We start from the raw sequence: 19953 nt of genomic DNA on the forward strand, positions 1-19953 counted from the left end.
GCGGGTTATCGCGGGATTATGAAATACTTTATTACGTTATTGTCTGTTTGCTTTGCATTGTGGTTGTCAGGTTTTGCCCAAGCCGATGATCCTTTCACGGTGACCGGCATTCCTGTCGATGCAACCGGTTCAACGCCTATTGAAGCCCAAACTCTGGCTATTCGTGACGGACAAGCACGCGCCGCAAATATTTTACTCGAACGCCTCACAATCGAAGGAGAACGCCTGTCCAAAGGCACGACCCCCGTATCAGAGGACAATGCTGCGAAAATGATACGCGCCATGGAAATCGATAATGAGAAACGCTCATCCACGCGCTACTTGGGTGATATCTCAGTCGCCTTTAATCCGAGCGCCATGCAAGCCTACATAAACCAGTCAGGCTTGACGATGGTCTCATCACAATCCAGAGACCGTTTGGTTCTGCCGTTATCAAATGGTCAATTAAATACATCGTCAATTTGGTTCCAAGCCTGGGAGAAGAGCGGGTCACAACATGCGCTCACACCCGTAAAACCAATATCCGTAGATCAGGCGGCATCATTACCCGTATCATCAGAGGCTCTTGCCGCACGCAATATGAATGCGCTTAAGCAAGTTGGAGCGATGTTTAATGTACAACAGCTCCTTATTGCCGATGATTTAGGCGGAGTAGTCAAAGTTACGGATATCGCACTTGATAGTGGCAATCAGCAAAATTTTAACGTAAGCGGCGGCCCATCCGCCGTTATATCTAAACTTGAATCTGACTGGAAAAGTGCCGCTGTAAGTGTAGCGGCCAATGCGGTTGATATGCCCGTCTCGGTTCTCTATTCATCTCACCGTCAGTGGCTTCGTCTGAAAGAAGCGATAAACGGGTCAGCGCAGATTCAAGACGCACGTCTCGATGCTCTATCAAAGGATGGCGCGGTTATGACCCTTACTTATGGCGGAGATATGGGGCGCCTACGCAATGAGCTAGCTTTCAAGGGCGTAAGTCTCAAGGAAGATCCCGAGCTCGGCGTTGTCCTAAGTCCTTCGGGACGCTTTTAAGGCGCGGTGAATACACCACCGCAAATACCGCTTGATCTTTCGCCTGAGCCGGCACCGTCATTTTCCAACTTTCTGTTAAGTGACAGTAATAGATCGGCTGTGAAAACACTCATGGCGTGGCCAGATTGGCCTTCACCAATAATATTGCTGCTAGGGCCGCAAGGCAGTGGTAAGACGCATTTGGGTCAAGCATGGGCCTCTAAAAGCAAAGGTGTCTTCGTTGATGAGGCGAGCGTCTTGACTGAAGCTGACCTTTTTGAGGTTATGAATAAAGCCCTGAATGGCGAAATCTCGGGTTTATTATTAGCCGACAAACATTCCCCGACTGATTGGGGCATAAGTCTTCCTGATTTGCGTTCTCGCTTGACGAACACCCCTGTTATTACGCTCCAAGAACATGATGATGAAATATTAGAACCCATTATTCGCAAGCTTTTTGAAGATAAGGGTCGAGTCGTATCCCAAGACTTAATCACATATCTGCTGAAATATCATGAGCGTAGCGTTTCTGCTCAGCGTGATCTCGTCAAGGCATTAGAGGCCGCAGCGCAACGTCAAAAAGCTGACATCACCAAAGCTTTCGCGGCCAAATACCTAAAGAGGCGATCAGAACGGGACTTGTTTACCGTCCCAGGCGAAGAGTGACCCACTATCTTTTGGTTCAATCTGTTCAATCACCTCTAGGAGTTTCTCAGCGCTATATTCAGGCGTGAATAATTTACCCTCGGGGACATTGCTTTGGAAGGGTTTTGAGAGGCCCGTATCAACTGTACCGGGATGCAGTCCAATAATAACGGTCTCTTTAAAGCGGCGGCCAAATTCTATTGAAAGCGTTTTCAAAATCATATTCAATGCGGCTTTTGAAGCGCGGTAAGCATACCAACCTCCAATGCGATTATCAGAAATAGACCCAACTCTGGCAGATAATGCCGCCAAAACAGCCTTACCGTCACGACGCATCAGGGGAAGAAAGTGTTTCGCTGTAACTGCAGGGCCAAAGGTGTTGACAATAAAACTCTGATTAAACGCCTCTAATGACATGGCGCGCATGTTTTTCTCTGGCGCAATGCCCTGTCCTTGCAAAAGACCTGTTGCTATGATGCATAGATCAAATACACCCGTTTCACGCAAAGCTTCCGCTGCCGCCTCGATGCTCGTTTCATCTGTAAAATCAAATGTGAGGTTGGCCACTTTAGGTGAGGGATGACTTTGCCCTTGGCGGGAAAGCGCATAAATTTGGCTAACCTGCTCTGAAGCTGCAAGCTTTTCTACAAAGGCTGCGCCAATGCCGCCGGTCGAGCCGACAATAACGACTCTTAAATTAGTTCCCATGGAGGGCAAAAGTTTTGTCATGATTTCGACCTCTTACACTTTTGAGAACAATAACGAACTTCGTCCCAAACTTTTTCCCATTTCTTACGCCAGGAGAATGGACGCCCGCATGTAGCACAGTCTTTTTGAGGAAGATGAAGTTTTTTATGAGCCATATTTAATATACGCATCAAATGCGGGACTCGTGCGTATAATAATTATGTCAAAAATACTTATACCAATATTCGCCGACCAGCTCTCTCACGGCCTTGCTCCCTTAGAGATTAGCTCGCCTGAAGACTGTATCATTTTGATGATGGAAGTGAGAGGTGAGGCGGATACTGTGCCGCATCACCGTAAAAAACTTATCTTTCTGTTTTCGGCCATGCGCCATTTTGCTGACGAGCTGAAAGAGCGGGGGTGGTCAGTTGATTATATTGCTTTGAATGATGTTGAAAACACTGGGAACTTCACCTCTGAAATCAAGCGCGCGATGTCACGTCACGATATCGAGCAAATCCGTCTTTGCGAACCTTCGGAATATCGTGTCCTCGAAACAGTAAAAAGTTGGCAAGAAGAACTCTCGATTCCCACAACGATAATGCCGGATCACCGTTTCATTGCGGATCATGATGAATTTGAGACTTGGGCAGAGGGCCGCAAACAATATCGGATGGAGTTTTTCTATCGCGAAATGCGCCGTAAAACGAATTTACTTATGGAGGGGGATAAGCCTGAAGGGGGTAAATGGAATTATGATTCGGAGAATCGTAAGCCAGCGAAGGGCGACCTCTTCATGCCCAAACCGCTAAAGTTTAAGCCTGATTCGATAACACAAGACGTTATCAATATGGTGGAGACAGAATTTCCCAACCGCTTTGGCGCTACAGACGACTTCTTTTTTGCTGTCACTCGAGATGGTGCAAAAGAGGCCTTGGCTTATTTTATCAAAAATGTCCTTCCTCGCTTCGGTGATTACCAAGATGCGATGCTAACCGGCGAACCATTTCTCTATCATTCACTCCTCTCAATGTATCTGAATGCAGGATTGTTGGGCCCCCTTGAAATATGTGAAGTCGTAGAGACAGCCTATAAAGACGGCAAAGCTCCGCTCAATGCTGCGGAAGGCTATATTCGCCAAATTATCGGTTGGCGAGAATATGTGCGCGGAATTTACTGGCTCAAGATGCCAGATTATGTTGAGGAAAATGCGCTTGGAGCTACACGTGATTTACCAGAGTTTTACTGGACTGGCGAGACGGATATGCAGTGCCTGTCACAAGCCATAGGTCAAACCAAGGAGCATGCCTATGCGCATCATATTCAACGGTTAATGATAACGGGTAATTTTGCGTTATTGATAGGTGTGGATCCTAAGCAACTCCATGAATGGTACTTGGCGGTTTATATCGATGCCTTTGAATGGGTTGAGCTCCCTAACACATTGGGCATGAGCCAGTTTGGCGATGGCGGATTACTAGGCTCAAAACCTTACGCGAGCAGCGGCGCTTATATTAACCGCATGAGTAATTACTGCAGTTCCTGTAAATACAGTGTCAAAGAACGCGTCGGAGAGAAGGCCTGTCCGTTTAACAGCCTTTATTGGCACTTTATTGCCCGCAATGAAGAGGCTTTGGCCAAGAATAACAGGATGGCGATGCCTTATCGAAATCTCGCAAAAATGGACCAAGAAAAACGGGAGGCCCTCATAACTCAAGCCGATACATTTTTAGATAATCTCATGCCTACAGAAGGAACTTACTTTTAATGTATCAAATATTTGCGGCCTAAAACGGGCAGGGCGATTCAAATTCCACCCAGTCACCACCTGTAGGCTTTCTCAACTTTAGCTTATGCGCATGAAGCTGTAACCGAGGTGCGGATGCAAACGCCTCTTCATGAGCATATAATCTGTCACCTAAGATGGGGTGACCCAATGCGAGCATATGAACTCGAAGTTGATGTGACCGGCCAGTTTTCGGGAAAAGAGCGACATATGTTGACGTCTTTTCTCGCTCAAGAATTTTCCATTGAGTTAAAGAGGCTTTCCCGCGTTCGTGACATACCATTTGCTTTGGACGGTTAGGCCAGTCTGTTATTAAGGGTAAGTCTATCTGGCCCGTATCTTTATCAATCTGCCCCCAAACACGAGATAGATATGTCTTTTCCGTCATACGTTTTTCAAATTGAAGGCCTACATGACGCTGTGCATTAGCATTTCGGGCGAAAACCATCACGCCCGATGTCGCCATGTCCAGGCGATGAATCGTGAGGGCTTCAGGAAAATCGATGCGTAGGCGCGCTTCCAAACAATCGGGTTCTGTTTTCCCAGGGACACTTAAAAGGCCGCTTGGCTTTTCGACGATTATGAGTTCATTATCTGTATAGATATAGGAGAGGGGGTGTGTCGGCGGCGCGTAAACGAATTCCCGTTTCATTCGTCTAAATCTGTCGCAACGACTTTGCGTCCTTCAAGGCGTAGGGCAATTTTACCGGATAAGAGCTTAAGAGCATCATCGCCAAAAATCTCTTTGCGCCAACCTTTCAGAGCCGCCACATCGGCTTTATCGCCAAAAGCGGCCAGTTTTTCAATGTCCGCATTATTAGCAACCATGCGCGGCGCAATATCGACATATTCAGTTCGCAAACGCAGTAGCGTCTTAAGCATTTCAATAGTTGGCCCAAGGTTAGGCGGCATGTGCTGAACCTTGGGAAGTTTGGGTGCATAATCATCTGCATTAGCTATGGCGGCATTAAGCGACTCGACTAAGTCTTTAGCAGAACGTGATTTTTCAAACCCGCGCGGAATGCCCCGAAGACGGCCCAAAGCAGCTATATCTTTGGGCTTTTGCTGAGCCAGATCATACATGGCATCATCCTTTAGCACGCGGCGACGCGGAATATCTTTCTCTATCGCTTGACGCTCCCGCCAAGCCGCGGCAGCCTTCAAAGCGGCGAGGTAATGCTTTTTGGGATTGCGAACTTTAAGGCGCTCCCATGCGTTCTCAGGTTCAAATGTGTAGAGCTTTTCTTCCATTTGAGGCGCCATCTCTTCGAGCACCCATGACATACGGCCTTTTTCCTCAAGCTCAGCGACAAGGTCAGGATATAAATCCCGCAAATGCGTTACGTCAGCGATGGCATATTTAAGCTGTTTCTCAGACAGAGGTCGCCGAGACCAATCGGTGAAACGGGCGCCTTTATCCAGATTAATATCCAGCCTGCCTTTGACGAGCGCACCGTAGCCCGTGGAGTCGCCAAAGCCCAATGCCATAGCCGCTATCTGGGTATCGAAAATATTGGCCGGAACCGCGCCGCACATTTGATAGAATATTTCCATATCCTGACGCGCTGCATGCAAGACTTTTATAATGGCTTCATCCATCAATAGAGCATTGAAAGGAGATAAATCTAAACCCTCTGCCAGCGGATCAATAATGACTTCATCGTCTTCTGTCGCGGCCTGTATCAAGCATAATATCGAGTAGAATGTGCTCTCTCGCATGAACTCTGTATCAACACACATAAAGGGTTTTTCAGCGGCGCGTTCGCAAAAAGCGTTAAGGGCATCCTGAGTCGTGATAACATTCATGGCCGCGCCCTAGCAGGACGTAAGGCGCGGCGCAATTGTTTCGATTGATTTAGCCCACCCCATGCATACCAAAGACGTCATCCAATAACTCAAGCGTCGAAGCCCAAGCGCGGCGCTCGCTATCGGCATTATGCTTTAACGTTCCGTCGCCGCTATCTGCGCCAGGCACCATAAAGGCATGAGTCGTTTGGCCGTAAGCATGGAGCTGCCAATCACATTTTGCAGCTGCGAGTTCTTCTCCTAGAGCGGTGACATGCGCTGGCGGCGCCATGGGGTCGTCCCACCCATGCGCGACAAGCACTTTGGCTTTGATTTTTTTCTTAGGTAAATCAGGCGCATCGAGCAAACCGTGAAAGCTAATAGCGGCTTTCAGGTCCATGCCAGAACGTGCGGCATCCAACGTACATAATCCGCCAAAACAAAAACCCATCATTGCCATATGTGTCTCGTCAACTTCGGGAAGGGCTTTCGCGGCTTTTACACCAGCTTTGATGCGTTTAAGCAATTTTGCGCGATCATCTTTGAGTGGCATCATCATAGCTTGCTTGTCTTCAACCGTTTCGGGCAGGGCACCATCTCCGTAATTATCAAGGCAAAAGCCAACATAACCCTGTGCTGCCATTTGAATGGCTTTATCTTCGGCAAAGCTGTCCATGCCGCTCCATGCATGGTTCACGATAACGCAGGGCTTTGCGTCAGCAAAAGACTCATCCCACGCCATAAAGCCAATACATTTCTGTTTTCCGTCCATATATTCGACAGGTTTTGTAATGATAGACATAGTTGCCTCCTCCAAGAATTTTGATTTTGTTTTAGCGAGCGCTCTTTACAGGTCAAGTAAAGCTGAGCGTCTTTTGCAGTGATGATGCGACTCAGCTTGTTAAGGGAATATTAGCCATATTTGAGTGTAATATGTGCTCAGCTGCCATGAGGTCCTAAAATGTTGTCTCGTATTACTCTAATTACATCCATATCCGTTATTGCTTTAGGCGCTTGCGCGACACAGCAGGAAAACCCGTTTTACAAATATTCATCCAAATATGAGGGAGCGGCCCCGATTACAATGGCGCAAGGTTCTCAATATGGCTCAACTCCGCAAACTGTACAGGTTGCGCAGCCCTCACAAGACATACAAAGTGTTCAAGCGGTGCCTCAGCAATACCAGACATCAGATGTCATCTATCAACAAACAACTTATAACGCATCGCAACAAGCCGCCTATACGCGCGTAAATCCTGAATGCTTGAAGAAAGAGCAAAACCACGAACTAATAGGGGCCGGTGTTGGCGGCACAATCGGGGCTATCGCCGGTAAAAAGGTCATCGGCGGCACAAAGGGGACGGCTATAGGGGCCGCTTTGGGCGGCGCTGCAGGCTATGGCATAGGGGATAAGACTGTGAATTGTGACCCTGAGCCTTATGTTATGCTGCAGCCCACGCCGACTGTTGCGCAGGCCTATGTATCTCCGACTGACACAGAATTTAAGACCATAACGAGCGAGGGCACCCCGGGCTATCAGGTCATACAGGCGCAAAATTCATCGCAGTCCATGTCAATTTCCGAAGCTATGTCCTCATCTCACCCGGCCTATGCCGGCTTACAAGCTTCAACCGGTGCAGCTCCAGCTGTGCAGCCTGAATCTTATCATCAACAGGCAGGCTTAGCCCTGCCAGTCAGCTATGATTATTCAAATAACACGATATCCGCTTTTACTGAGACCACTCTGGGACAGACTGAGACACGTTTGCTTGCAGGTGCAACCTCAGGCACGCACTTCGTCAAACAAGGTGATACTGTTTATTCATTATCACGTCGCCTCTGTGTGGGTGTAGATGAAATCCAATCGCTAAATCGCCTTGATACGGGATACGGAATTCGCATTGGAGAAACGCTTCAATTGCCGCCCTCGCGTTGCTAAATTTATTGTCCGCGCATTAGAATAAAGAACGTGCGCTCGATGAGAATCTCGGCTATTCTGTTATTTCATTCGTATCCGAATTAAATAATTTATATGCATAGCAATAGGGTTTACATGAGAAATCGTTCAGCAAAAATTCTGGCCACTGTCGGGCCAGCGAGTTCCGCGCCCGATACGCTTCGCCTTTTACATGATGTTGGCGTTGATGCCTTTCGCCTGAACTTTTCTCATGGATCGCACGAAGATCATGCACGTTCCGTGACATCTATTCGCCAAGTTGAGAAAGAGACCGGCAATGCCATTACGATAGTCGCTGACATGCAGGGACCTAAACTACGTTGCGGAGAGTTTGAAAAGGGTGAGATTGGGTTGCGCTACGGCGAAACGGTAGACATCATCCGGAGTGATAAGAAAGGCAAAGATGGCCTAATCTGCATGCCGCATCCTGAACTTATGGCGGCTATGGAGCCCGGGCACACGCTTAAATTTGACGATGGTAAGCTGATGGTGACCATCACGGCCAATGACGGCAAACGTATGAAGGCCCGCGTGGACGTTCCGGGTATTTTAAAAAATAAGAAAGGCATCAATGTCATCGGGGCGGTACTGCCTATGTCAGCGATGACGGAAAAAGACCGTGTGGATATGGCTTTTGCCCTTACGCAGGACGTGGATTACATCGCGCTTTCATTCGTTCAGACAGCGCAAGACGTCATAGATGCGCGCGAAATTATCGGCGACAAAGCACAAATCATTGTGAAAATCGAAAAACCATCTGCAATAGAGTTTTTGGATGATATTTTGGAACATGCAGATGCAGCTATGGTCGCGCGCGGGGATTTGGGCGTTGAGCTTCCGCTTGAAACTGTACCCGTGGTACAGCGCCAAATTATTCGCAAGGCCCGCGCTTTAGGAAAGCCCGTCATTGTGGCAACACACATGCTCGAATCTATGATTGATGCACCGACCCCCACACGCGCAGAAGCATCAGATGTTGCAACCGCTATCTATCAAGGCGCGGATGCCGTTATGCTCTCGGCTGAAACGGCGGTCGGACGTCATCCAGCAACCGCCGTTGCCATTATGGACCGTATTATCGGAGCTGCCGAGTCAGATCCGGAGTTTTGGAAATATTTCAAGCAGATCGATTTACCTTATGAGGCCACTCCCGAAGATGCCATTTCGCAATCTGTTCGCGGCATAGCAGAGACGTTAAACTGTAAAGCGGTTTTGGGATATACACTCACAGGTTCAACAGTGCAGCGCATTTCACGCGAACGTCCGCCTTGCAGAATTGTTTGCCTGACACCGCGCCAGAGCACGGCTAGCCGTCTTGCGCTAAGTTGGGGCGTCATGCCGATTGTCATGAAAGACCCTGTAAATTTTGATGACATGCTCGGCAGTGTTCAAGACGTCGCGACAACACGCGTTGGCTTAAAACCGGGTGATAAAATCATGATCAGTGCGGGAATTCCCTTTGGCCGTCCGGGCACAACAAATACGCTTAAAATCAGCACTATTGAATAGCTATACCCCCGTAATTGGGGGTTGCTATAGTGTAGCGAAACGCCCATTTTAATCCCATGACTGTTCTTATTGATATCAATAAAAAACCGAGGCCCGATAAAAGACCGCGCCATCCGGAAAAAGCCAATCGCCCGGACACGGAAGTTCTGCGCAAGCCGTCTTGGATTCGCGTCAAAGCGCCGACCTCAAAGGGCTATGCTGAGACCCGCAAAATCGTCAAGGATAAAGGCCTCGTCACTGTCTGCGAAGAAGCGGCCTGTCCAAACATTGGTGAGTGTTGGGAAAAATCTCACGCGACCTTTATGATCTTAGGCGAAGTCTGCACCAGAGCTTGCGCTTTTTGCAATGTTTCCACCGGGTTACCGCAAGCTGTTGATACAGATGAGCCGAGAAAAATCGGCGAAGCCGTTAAAGAAATGAAACTGCAACACGTGGTTATCACATCTGTTGACCGCGATGATCTGTCTGATGGGGGCGCGCAACATTTTGTTGATGTGATAAACGCTATCCGTAGCGCCTCCCCAAAGACGACTATTGAGATACTGACGCCTGATTTCCTTCGTAAAGACGGCGCGACGGAAACCGTTATTGATGCACGTCCTGATGTCTTTAATCATAACCTCGAAACTGTGCCGCGTCTCTATTTGAAGATACGCCCTGGTGCGCGCTATTTCCATTCTTTGCGGCTTCTTGAAAAAGTTAAACAGCGCGACCCGAGCCAGTTTACAAAATCTGGACTCATGGTGGGCCTCGGCGAAACCAAAGAGGAAGTGATGCAGGTCATGGATGATATGCGCTCAGCAGGTATCGATTTTCTGACAATCGGCCAATACTTACAGCCCACAAGAAAACATGCGCCAGTCGATCGCTTTGTGACGCCAGAGGAATTCAAGGCTTACGAAACCATTGCCAAAGCCAAAGGGTTCCTGCTCGTTTCAGCCAGTCCTTTGACGCGCTCATCCTATCACGCCGATAGCGACTTTGCGAAACTGCAAGCGGCCCGCAAGGCAGCCCACGCCTAATGCCCACCGCCAGCTTTACACGCCATATTTGCCATGACGCGGATGAGCTTCTGGAAATGGTAGCAAATGTCGAAGACTACCCGACATTCATCAACCTAATTTCTGCACTGCGCATCACCAAGAAAATCAGTGAGACGGACTTCGAAGCCGAAGCCATTGTCGCCTATAAAATGATACGCGAGAGCTTTAAATCGCTCATCCATATTGAGCGCGACAAAAAGTTTATCCGCGTTACCAAAGCCGAGAAAGGCGGAGCGGTTAAAACACTAGAAAATACATGGAAATTTCATCCGCTTTCAGATGGCACTACAGCCGTAGAGTTTTTTGTCGATGTCAGCCTTAAAGCCTTTCCTCTAAATATGCTCATTCGCGACAAAATGGACAAAGCCAGCGATGTCATCATGGATGCCTTCACAGCCAGAGCTAAGCAAATCTGCAAGCCCGTAAAGAGTGACGGACTTGATTTAACCGCAGAATATAAGAGACTAGGCTTAGTTTAAGCAAAAAGACAAATATTCCATCGAGTGGGGTACACTGCGAACACCTAAAAACGGCCGTTCGCCTTTCCCTTCAATTCAGTTGGCGGTAGAGATTTTCAAACGAATTTCTATCGGGTGGGTTAATGCGGCCAGACAACAAAGCTTTTAAAATTTGCTCTGTAGTAATCAAAGTCGGTGGACTTGGATATGTCTGCATCCTTGGCTTAGTACTCATATCCAATTTTTCTGTCTTTAGCCCAAACTGGCCTTTTGGGCTGTTTGCCAGTTTTTCCTCTTTTTTAATCGTCATGCTGCCCTTTGTTATTGGATCTCTCTTCATGGTGTGGCGAAGAGTTGTACCTCTCGTGGCTATTTTTGCTATTGGCGCCCTCTATCCATTTTTTACATTCGACAAGATGGTGAAGCCTTCTGTCCAAGACTGTACGACTGTTGACTGCGTAACCATTGTGGCTGCCAATCTCCGTCACAATAAAAATGCACTAATACGATTGGCTAGAACGGAAGCCAAAGATGCTGACATTTTGATTATCACCGAATTTCCCTACGCAGCTACATCGGAACAATTGTTGTCATTGTTTCCTATGGATGGTGATGCACAAATTGGCCTCGTTACAGATGTAAATTTACAGCTCGGTAGCCGTATCGCAGTAATATCAAGAAAACCATTAGATGATATCCAGCTACAAATAGAGAGTTTCCCAACCTCCGGTGTACGGCCCCGCGGCATTCTGAAATTTGATTACACAACAACGAAGGGTAACGCAGTAAAATTTGCGGCTGTACACCCGCCTCCGCCAAAAGGCAGTGAAGAAACAACGGCTCGCGATGCTTATCTCAAAGCAGCAGGGCAAACTTTCGATACAAAGGAAAATTTCGTTATGATTGGTGACTTCAACTTAACCCCTTGGGAACCGGGGTTTGAGACATTGCCCGGAAAACGCGCTGGTGATCCACGTTGGAGACGAACATGGAACGCACGTAATTTTATTGAGCGCTTATCTATCGATCATGCTCTTATTGGTGATGAAATAGGTCTTGTTGAAACAGGTGTTCTGCAGGATGTTGGTTCAGACCACTTTCCGATTCACCTCGTTATTTACGCTGAAGCCGATAAGGGACAAACTAATTCAAAATAGTACATGATTTAAGCGCCATAAAATCATCCCAAATAACCCGCTAAATTAACTGATGATTTTGAGGAGTAATAAACTTCAATCCTTGTCTAAATTTACTAAAATCATAAGCTTGACTGACTTTAAAAATACTCAATCCTCGTGTCCGTCAAGCTATGCTAAACTGCGTTCGTTCCTCCTTTTTGGACAGGCAATCGCGTAAGTTTGTTGGTAGGGGGACGGTGAGGCTCAGCGCCGCGAAATACGCGCGCGGAAAGCTGGCCTCGGCGTAAGTCACTTGAGACGCCGCCGATAAAATCACCGCCGCAGGGTTAGTGCCTTGTGTTTATTATCTTAAGAAGGTGCCTCAAGGCATCGACCCTGCGGACGTCCATTTAATTGGGCGCGAGGTAAATGTTGGCTTTCATTTAAAAAAGGCCGAGTCAAACCGCAGGATAGCTGTATCTATATGACCTTAAGATGCAGCCTTAACCAATGCTCTAAGCGCCTCATAACAGGTTACATCTCTGACTTTATTTCGTCCAATATCCCCAAAGCGGTGCAGCTTCGTTGTGACATCAATTTTGCCGTCAACTTTAACCGCCAGACCCATCCAGACTGTCCCAACGGGTTTGTCTCCGCTTCCCCCGCCGGGGCCAGCAATGCCCGTCACGGAGACTGCCATATCGACATTAAGCGCCTCAATCGCGCCCAAAGCCATCGCGCGGGCCACTTCGCGGCTTACTGCGCCATATTTACTAATCATGCCGGCGGGAACATTAAGGAGCTTGTTTTTGATCTTATTATCATAGGCAATGATACCGCCCTTAAACGGCTTAGAAGATCCCGCAATAGAGGTTATGGCTGCACCGATAAGACCGCCCGTGCAGCTCTCGGCGGTCGCAATTGTGATGTTCTTTGCGGACGTTGCATCAATAAGCGCTTGGGCTTGAGTAAATATATCTTTGAGCGATATTTTGGGATAGGTGCTTTGGGTCATTCTGGGAGCTTTATTGTTGCGCTGGCTTGGGCTGCCATACCCTCACTACGGCCCGTAAAACCGAGCTTTTCGGTTGTTGTGGCTTTGACGGAAACACGCGTGGGAGGAATACCGCAAAGCTCAGCCACTTTTTCGCGCATAGCATCTCGGTGGGGTTTGATTTTAGGTTTTTCACAAATGAGCGTGATGTCCACATGTTGAAGCTGTCCGCCGCGTTCTTGAATTTTATCAATCGCAAAGAGGAGAAATTTATCGGAACTCGCACCTTTCCATTTGGGATCAGAAGGCGGGAAATGATCGCCAATATCACCAAAGGCCAAAGCCCCTAAAATAGCATCAGTTAAAGCATGGAGACCAACATCAGCATCAGAATGGCCCAAAAGAGTGAAGCCGCATTTAATCGGAACGCCGCACAGCCACAACGTATCGCCATCGGTGAAACGGTGAACATCAAAACCTGTTCCTGTCGCAATATAAGAGGCGGGTGTGTCTTTCATAAGCATGGCCTCAGCTTTGGCAAAATCTTCTGGATAAGTCACTTTGAAATTACGTTCTTCACCGTCAGTAAAACCAATTGTGATATTGGCATTATAGGCTACCGCAATGTCGTCAGTAAAATTATCATTAGGGCTAATAATTTCGAAAGCTCTAAGAATTTCTTTGTAATGAAAACCTTGGGGTGTTTGCACGCGCAATATTTGGTCGCGGTCAATATCATCACCTTCCCAAGATTTGCATGAATCAACTATCGGTAATGTAGGGGCTACAGCAGGAAGATCAGCCAACATGTTAATTACATCTGAAATGACCTTTTTAGATACAAAGGGCCGAGCGCCATCATGAATAAGGACAAGGTCGGGAGGGTTGTCAGCAAGGGCCACAAGGCCTGCTTTTACGGAAGCCGTGCGTGTCGCTCCGCCCGTCACGGTTCTGATATTATCATGGCCCGTTATAATGTCCGCAATATGAGGTTCGCCCTCTGCCACGACGATGACAGTTTCTGAAATATCGGGGTGAGCCAAGGTCGCATTCACAGTGCGTTTCAGAACAGGAATTCCGCCAATTGGGCGGTATTGCTTGGGGATATCGCCGCCAATTCGTGCACCTTTTCCTGCAGCGACTATTATTTGTGCAATATGTGTCAATTTAAGCCTTTTAAAAACGATGAAATATTGTGCATTAAGGCCAAGACCTCTAAAGGATACAGCATGAACCGTATGCCCAAAATCGGCAAGCATGAATTGAGATCCCGGGTCTTGGTCGCGCCCATGTCCGGCTTAACAGACCTACCGTTTAGGCGCGTCTTGCAACAGTTCAAACCGGGCTTAGTCGTCTCAGAAATGGTGGCCAGTGAGTTTCTGGCTAAAGGCAAAGCGGATATTGTTGCCAAAGCCTCCGGCAAAGGCGAGATCGAACCGCTTGTGATACAGCTTGTCGGACGTGAAGCGAAATGGATGGCTGAGGGCGCGAAACTTTCAGAAGAGGCTGGAGCCAAGATCATAGACATCAATATGGGCTGCCCGGCGCGAAAGGTAACGGCAGGCCTTTCGGGGTCTGCACTCATGCGTAACCTTGACCACGCACTTGAGCTTATAGAGGCCACTGTCAACGCGGTCGAAGTTCCCGTCACATTAAAAATGCGGCTTGGATGGGACTTTGATTGCTTAAATGCGCCCGAACTTGCCAGCCGCGCCGAAGCGGCGGGTGTTCAGATGGTTGTTGTGCATGGCCGCACGCGTAATCAATTTTATACAGGAGAGGCGGATTGGAAGGCTGTTAAGGCTACGAAAGATGCGGTCAGTGTTCCCGTTTTCGTCAATGGGGATATCCATACACCCCAGGATGCTTTGGAGGCCTTAGAGCAGTCAGGGGCGGATGGCGTAATGTTAGGACGGAGCCTCATTGGGGCGCCGTGGAATCTTCGGGATATCATTACAGCTGTTGACGGACTGCCGTTACAAAATCAATTGCCCAATGCTGAAAAGGGGCGCATTGCAATATCGCATTACCGCGATCTGATTGACTTTTACGGCGAAGGAAAAGGCATTAGGATCGCTCGCAAACATTTGGCGGGTTATGTCGAACACTTAAACCTTCCCGAAGAAGCGGAATTGCGGTCTCAAATTTGTAGGTCCTTTGATCCGAATGAAGTTATCGGGATACTTGACCGGCTTTACGGCGTGACCAAAAGTGAGAGAGCCGCATGACCGAACATGCCGATATGATTCCGCCGTTAATAGAAGAGTGGCCGTTTCCATTACTCTTAATTGAGCCGCAAACTGAGGAAATTATATGGGCTAATCAGGCTTTTCAGGAATGGCTTGGGAAATCATTGCGCCATTTGAAAGATAAGAGACCTTGGGATATTTTCTCAGTGGATGATGATGTGTCCAGGATTATTTCCAAATGCGCGAATGATGCTGCGCCTTTTACCATGCGAGATTGCCCGATTACGCGCGGAGAGCAGGAAGAAGAGTATGCTCATTTCACAGCTTATCCAACAGCATCAGGCATAGGCTTGAGCATATGGTTGGCCGGACCGCAGCCCCAAAGCGCGAAAGTCGGGGGTCAGCTTGTCTCCGGCATGGGACGATTAATAGCGCATGAGCTTAAGAACCCTCTAGCCGGCATTAAGGGGGCGGCTCAGCTCTTACGAGATGATGTAGCCAGTGAAGAGGGACAAAGCCTCATCGATCTAATCGGATCTGAGATCGACCGCATTCGGCGCTTGGCAGATCGCATGGAAACGCTGGGAGATCAGGACCCCGAAAATTCCGACAGGGTCAATATCCATGAAATTCTGAGGCGCGCGCGCAGGGTCATACAATCCGCAAACCCGTCTTTGGTTTTTACCGAACGCTATGATCCGTCATTACCCCATGCCAAAGGGGATGCTGATACGTTGATGCAAGCTATGCTGAATCTTATCAAGAATGCAGCTGAAGCCGTGTCAACTTCTGAAGAGCCTAGCGAAATAATTTTAGAGACACGCTTTAGAAGCGGCGTCACTGCGCGGGGCTCATCAGCTCATGAGGCGCAACATTTACCGATTGAAATTCGTATTATCGATAACGGTCCGGGTATCGCTGATCATGTCACGGATCAGATCTTTCAACCCTTTGTGTCTACAAAGCCAGAAGGGCAAGGGCTGGGACTTGCGCTCGTATCAAAAGTCGCAGCGGCACATGGCGGGCTGGTCGAAGTTAAATCAAGGCCCGGCAAAACTAAATTCTCTCTTCTTTTACCGACCCCTAATGAGGATATCTCATGAAATACGAAGTACTACTCGCTGATGATGATGACAGTGTTCGCTTAGTTTTATCCAAAGCCCTGACTCGTGCGGGCCATTCGGTGAAAGCCACGGATAATGCCGATACTTTGGTTAAATGGGCCAAAGCCGGGCAGGGTGATATTGTCCTCACAGATGTTATGATGGGCGGACGCGAAGTCTTTCAAAGTTTGCCTGAACTAAGTGAAGCCCGTCCAAACATGCCGGTCATCATTATCAGTGCCAATAATACTGTAAATACAGCTCTTAAAGCCGGAACTCATAAAGTTTTTGAGTATGTACCAAAACCTTTTGACTTAGAGGATGTGACCCAAGCCGTCTCGAGGGCAGGACTCTCTGTGAATCCCAAGCGAAATAAGGTAAGCTCTGAATTGGGTAAACTCCCTATGATTGGACGCAGCGCGGCAATGCAGCCGGTGTACCGCGCAGTCTCTCGATTTGCTTCGGGGGATTTACCCGTGCTTATTCAAGGTGCTGTTGGGACGGGTAAGGATCTTGTTGCCAGATTACTCCATGATGGCGGCCCTCGCAAAGACCGTCCTTTCTTCAGAGAAACGGATTTTGAAAATACGTCTCTGACCCTCCAAAAAGTCAATGGGGGAGATATCTATATTGACGAAATTTCCGAGCTCACGCCAAAACAGCAAGAGAGACTGCTTGCTGTCATGACAGAGGCGGAGAGTATTCCTCAAAGTGTGAGGCCACGCTTGCTATCCGCAACGCGTAAAGATCTACGCCGCATGGCAGCAGAGGGAAAGTTTCGGGATGATCTTCTATACCGTATAAATGTTGCGGAAATTCGCATTCCGCCATTATCCGCACGTGACAAAGACACATATGAGCTTGCGGAAACATTTTTGTCTCAGACTTCACAAAATAATAATAGACGTTTTGAAACTGAGGCACTGGATATTCTGCATCGTCATAAATGGAGCGGGAATGTTCGCGAGCTAGAGAATTTGGTGCGGCGTTTAGCGGTGCTCTATTCTGATGATGTGATAACAGCCGAAATGGTTTTGCAGGAGTTCTCCAAGGATATCTTGTCGGAGAATAGTGGTGAAGACGATAAGAAACTTGAAACACAGCTCGAGGAGGCTTGCGGAAGGTTGCTGAATACATCTCGCGGTGAAAGCGGATTGGATACACCTTATAATACTGCTCTGGGTTGGGTCGAAAAACCTCTTATTATCCAAGCTTTGCGTCTCACCGGAGGTAATCGTGCTAAAGCCGCAGATCATCTTGGCATTCATAGAAACACCCTTCGAACTCGACTGAAACTGCTGAACATATCTTAATGTCTATTATCGCCATATGTGTTGATTTTTTGCAACAGTGAGATAAAGAAGTAACAGTTTGCGCAACTGCGCGTTACAGCTTTATTTTATGAACCAACAGCCGGTCATTTCCAAAGACTCAGCAGTAAGTCTCACAAAACTGCGGGATGCACCAAAAATAGCGCGTTCTGCCTTATTTGGAATCCTTTTTGTTACCGCCATTTTATTATTAGTTGTGGGCACATTATACGCGCTCTCAGGAGACGCTGAGCAAACAAGCCGAGCTTATCCTATCCTTTTATTCAACCTGGCCTTTATTATTCTCTTGGGAATTTACTTAGGTGTTAGGGTCTGGAGAGGTCTATTTGCTAAACGCCGGCGGCAATCTGCACCTTTGTTACACAGAAGATTTGTGACAATTTTTAGCCTGGCGGCTCTCACCCCTGCGATTGTCGTGGGAGCTTTTTCGACCTCACTTATCAGTCAAAATATAAACGACTTATTCGGTGATAATGTCCGATCAAATATGGCTTCTGCGCGCGAAATCCTTGATGGTTATGTTCAGCAAGAATTTACAGAACTCGCAACTGACGCTAGAGCGGTTCAGAATGAACTCAACAGGCGGCCGAATAAGATAAATACAAGGATATCTTACACAGCTGAGCTTCAAATTATGTCGCGAGTGAGAGAACTCGATGCCGTTTATGTTATGCGCAAAGACGGATATATTTTTAGCCGTGTTGAGAACCCAATTGCACCAATATTTGAAATCCCATTTACGGCTGTTTTTGAAGGCATGAATCCAGGCGAAATCGCATTCATTCAACGTGACGACATCGACTACCTTATCGCGCTAACCCGATTGCAAGCTTATGAAGAAGACATTTATCTATATGTTGGTAGAGTGCTACGATCTAACAATAGGGTCTTATCCAGCCTTTCCGGTATTGCGAATGCTACGCAAGCCATAGATAACTTCAATGCGGATCAGGCTTTGATGAGCCGTATATTTTTCCTGACCTTTATAGAAACAGCATTACTCATTCTTTTTGCGGCTGTTTGGTTAGGACTGCTTTTAGCCAACAGAATAATTGAACCTTTGGGGCGCTTGATCACTGCGTCCGAGCGCGTCAGAAGCGGCGATATGTCAGCGCGTGTCGATGTGAAAGGTGACTGGGGCGAAATGTCGGACTTAGGTAGCGCCTTTAACCGCATGACACGACAACTTAATTCTCAGCGTGACGAGTTGGTAAAAGAACATGACATTTCCGAACAACGCCGCCAATTTTCAGAGGCTGTACTCTCGGGGGTGAGGGCAGGAGTAATCGGCTTAACTCAAAGCGGGCGGATTACCCTTATGAATGAGTCTGCGGAGATCCTACTTGGCTCAGGTGATGGGGCGATGTTGGGTTATCCTCTTGAAGATGTACTTCCCGAGTTCATGCCCGCATTTAACATTGCACGTGAAGCTATAAAGGGCACGGCAGAAGACCAAGTCAATTTTGATACTGAGACAGGTATCCGGAATTTTGACCTGCGTGTCTCTGCTTATAAAGGCGCCCGCAAAGATACGGGATGGGTGATGACATTTGATGACATGACCCGTTTGGTGACTGCGCAAAGGCATTCAGCTTGGCGCGAGGTTGCTAGAAGAATTGCGCATGAAATTAAAAATCCGCTAACACCTATTCAGCTTTCAGCGGAACGTTTACTTCGAAAATACTCTAAGGAAATTAAAACAGATCCGGACGTTTTTCAGAACTGCACTCAAACAATAATACGCCAGGTCGGATCTCTTGAGCAGATGGTGAATGAATTTTCCGCGTTCGCGCGAATGCCAACTCCTAATTTTGAACCGTCCGATATTAAAGTCTTGGTACAAGACGTATTATTTGCCCAAGGTGTATCTTTTCCCGAAATTGAATTTGATTTCGATGATGAAACGACCGGGCCACTTATAGCCAGTTGCGATGAGCGGCTCATAACTCAAGCGCTTACCAATCTTTATAAAAATTCAGGTGAGTCGATTGTGCGCAGGATTGATGCTTCAGGGGATGATGAACTAGTAGGATACGTGAAAACAACGATAACCACTGCAGATGAGTTTATAAAATTACGAATAAGCGATAATGGCATGGGTTGGCCTTTCCCCGACAAAGAACGTTTGCTTGAACCTTATGTTACAACACGCGAGAGCGGTACAGGACTTGGTCTTGCGATCGTCATGCGGATTGCAGAGGATCATGGTGGAACACTTAGATTGTTTGATCACGAAGATAAAAGCTCCGGGGCTGTGATCGAATTTATGTTGCCCAAAGGCAGTGTAAATGCCTTGAACACAATCACTGAAACTACAGCGAAGAAGACAGGATAATA

20 protein-coding genes are annotated in these 19953 nt (G+C 47.6%); 12 read left to right on the plus strand and 8 right to left on the minus strand.

Annotated features, from left to right (window positions below):
• The first annotated feature begins 18 nt into the window (after positions 1 to 18).
• Positions 19 to 1032, plus strand: a complete 1014-nt coding sequence (locus F569_RS0100690; RefSeq protein WP_026940598.1) for a hypothetical protein — start codon at positions 19 to 21, stop codon at positions 1030 to 1032.
• Positions 1033 to 1038: 6 nt separating this feature from the next.
• On the plus strand, positions 1039 to 1677 hold the full coding sequence (locus tag F569_RS0100700; protein WP_162143708.1) for a P-loop NTPase family protein: 639 nt from the start codon (positions 1039 to 1041) through the stop codon (positions 1675 to 1677).
• Here the strand turns inward: F569_RS0100700 and F569_RS0100705 are convergent.
• Both F569_RS0100705 and F569_RS19940 read right to left on the minus strand, forming a co-directional pair.
• Entirely contained in the window at positions 1639 to 2385 is a 747-nt protein-coding gene (locus F569_RS0100705) for an SDR family NAD(P)-dependent oxidoreductase (RefSeq protein WP_051279039.1), read from the minus strand. The genes F569_RS0100700 and F569_RS0100705 overlap by 39 nt on opposite strands.
• The gene (locus tag F569_RS19940; protein ID WP_084168826.1) at positions 2382 to 2519 is read right to left on the minus strand and encodes a DUF2256 domain-containing protein; all 138 of its coding nucleotides are present in this window, start codon (positions 2517 to 2519) and stop codon (positions 2382 to 2384) included. Before F569_RS19940 ends, F569_RS0100705 begins: the two co-directional genes overlap by 4 nt.
• A gap of 44 nt (positions 2520 to 2563) precedes the next feature.
• Between F569_RS19940 and F569_RS0100710 the strand changes: the two genes are divergently transcribed.
• Positions 2564 to 4111 (plus strand): cryptochrome/photolyase family protein, encoded by a 1548-nt coding sequence (locus tag F569_RS0100710; protein ID WP_026940601.1) that lies wholly within the window; start codon positions 2564 to 2566, stop codon positions 4109 to 4111.
• A 19-nt stretch (positions 4112 to 4130) separates the two neighbouring features.
• Here F569_RS0100710 and F569_RS0100715 read toward each other — a convergent pair whose 3' ends face one another.
• Genes F569_RS0100715 through F569_RS0100725 form a run of 3 tightly spaced genes read right to left on the minus strand, consistent with a single transcriptional unit; the run spans position 4131 to position 6716 of the window.
• Positions 4131 to 4781 (minus strand): pseudouridine synthase, encoded by a 651-nt coding sequence (locus F569_RS0100715; protein WP_026940602.1) that lies wholly within the window; start codon positions 4779 to 4781, stop codon positions 4131 to 4133.
• Positions 4778 to 5935 (minus strand): ribonuclease D, encoded by a 1158-nt coding sequence (gene rnd / locus F569_RS0100720; RefSeq protein ID WP_026940603.1) that lies wholly within the window; start codon positions 5933 to 5935, stop codon positions 4778 to 4780. The genes F569_RS0100715 and rnd overlap by 4 nt, the downstream gene beginning before the upstream one ends.
• Positions 5936 to 5984: 49 nt before the next feature.
• A complete protein-coding gene (locus tag F569_RS0100725) occupies positions 5985 to 6716 on the minus strand; it encodes a dienelactone hydrolase family protein (RefSeq protein ID WP_026940604.1) in 732 nt (243 codons plus the stop codon).
• A 159-nt stretch (positions 6717 to 6875) separates the two neighbouring features.
• Between F569_RS0100725 and F569_RS15850 the strand changes: the two genes are divergently transcribed.
• The 4 genes from F569_RS15850 (at position 6876) to F569_RS0100745 (ending at position 10902) form a co-directional block, all read left to right on the plus strand.
• Positions 6876 to 7853, plus strand: a complete 978-nt coding sequence (locus F569_RS15850; protein WP_034386994.1) for a LysM peptidoglycan-binding domain-containing protein — start codon at positions 6876 to 6878, stop codon at positions 7851 to 7853.
• Positions 7854 to 7967: 114 nt separating this feature from the next.
• A complete protein-coding gene (gene pyk / locus F569_RS0100735) occupies positions 7968 to 9380 on the plus strand; it encodes a pyruvate kinase (RefSeq protein ID WP_026940605.1) in 1413 nt (470 codons plus the stop codon).
• Between the two features lie 56 nt (positions 9381 to 9436).
• Positions 9437 to 10402 (plus strand): lipoyl synthase, encoded by a 966-nt coding sequence (gene lipA / locus F569_RS0100740; protein WP_026940606.1) that lies wholly within the window; start codon positions 9437 to 9439, stop codon positions 10400 to 10402.
• Complete coding sequence (locus F569_RS0100745) at positions 10402 to 10902, plus strand: type II toxin-antitoxin system RatA family toxin (RefSeq protein WP_026940607.1); 501 nt, start codon at positions 10402 to 10404, stop codon at positions 10900 to 10902. Before lipA ends, F569_RS0100745 begins: the two co-directional genes overlap by 1 nt.
• 70 nt (positions 10903 to 10972) lie before the next feature.
• On the opposite strand, the gene F569_RS19660 is transcribed toward F569_RS0100745, so the two are convergent.
• Positions 10973 to 11191 carry a hypothetical protein gene (locus F569_RS19660; RefSeq protein WP_026940608.1) on the minus strand — a complete coding sequence of 73 codons (219 nt, stop codon included), beginning with the start codon at positions 11189 to 11191 and terminating at the stop codon, positions 10973 to 10975.
• A 28-nt stretch (positions 11192 to 11219) separates the two neighbouring features.
• On the opposite strand from F569_RS19660, the gene F569_RS0100755 reads away from it, so the two are divergent.
• On the plus strand, positions 11220 to 12038 hold the full coding sequence (locus F569_RS0100755; RefSeq protein ID WP_162143709.1) for an endonuclease/exonuclease/phosphatase family protein: 819 nt from the start codon (positions 11220 to 11222) through the stop codon (positions 12036 to 12038).
• Between the two features lie 451 nt (positions 12039 to 12489).
• On the opposite strand, the gene F569_RS0100760 is transcribed toward F569_RS0100755, so the two are convergent.
• Complete coding sequence (locus tag F569_RS0100760; RefSeq protein WP_034386996.1) at positions 12490 to 13014, minus strand: CinA family protein; 525 nt, start codon at positions 13012 to 13014, stop codon at positions 12490 to 12492.
• Positions 13011 to 14252 (minus strand): bifunctional 2-C-methyl-D-erythritol 4-phosphate cytidylyltransferase/2-C-methyl-D-erythritol 2,4-cyclodiphosphate synthase, encoded by a 1242-nt coding sequence (locus F569_RS0100765; protein ID WP_084168682.1) that lies wholly within the window; start codon positions 14250 to 14252, stop codon positions 13011 to 13013. The genes F569_RS0100760 and F569_RS0100765 overlap by 4 nt, the downstream gene beginning before the upstream one ends.
• Between F569_RS0100765 and dusB the strand changes: the two genes are divergently transcribed.
• The 4 genes from dusB to F569_RS15860 all read left to right on the plus strand — a co-directional run bounded on the left by dusB (position 14223) and on the right by F569_RS15860 (position 19951).
• Positions 14223 to 15221: a tRNA dihydrouridine synthase DusB gene (gene dusB / locus F569_RS0100770; RefSeq protein ID WP_026940612.1), complete on the plus strand. Its 999-nt coding sequence runs from the start codon at positions 14223 to 14225 to the stop codon at positions 15219 to 15221. The two genes, F569_RS0100765 and dusB, sit on opposite strands and share 30 nt — an antisense overlap.
• A complete protein-coding gene (locus F569_RS15855) occupies positions 15218 to 16285 on the plus strand; it encodes a two-component system sensor histidine kinase NtrB (protein WP_051279041.1) in 1068 nt (355 codons plus the stop codon). Before dusB ends, F569_RS15855 begins: the two co-directional genes overlap by 4 nt.
• The gene (locus tag F569_RS0100780; RefSeq protein ID WP_026940613.1) at positions 16282 to 17598 is read left to right on the plus strand and encodes a sigma 54-interacting transcriptional regulator; all 1317 of its coding nucleotides are present in this window, start codon (positions 16282 to 16284) and stop codon (positions 17596 to 17598) included. Before F569_RS15855 ends, F569_RS0100780 begins: the two co-directional genes overlap by 4 nt.
• Before the next feature lie 88 nt (positions 17599 to 17686).
• Complete coding sequence (locus F569_RS15860) at positions 17687 to 19951, plus strand: sensor histidine kinase (protein WP_051279042.1); 2265 nt, start codon at positions 17687 to 17689, stop codon at positions 19949 to 19951.
• Positions 19952 to 19953 lie beyond the last annotated feature (2 nt).

The sequence above is a fragment of the Hellea balneolensis DSM 19091 genome (assembly GCF_000428525.1).
GTDB lineage: Bacteria > Pseudomonadota > Alphaproteobacteria > Caulobacterales > Maricaulaceae > Hellea > Hellea balneolensis.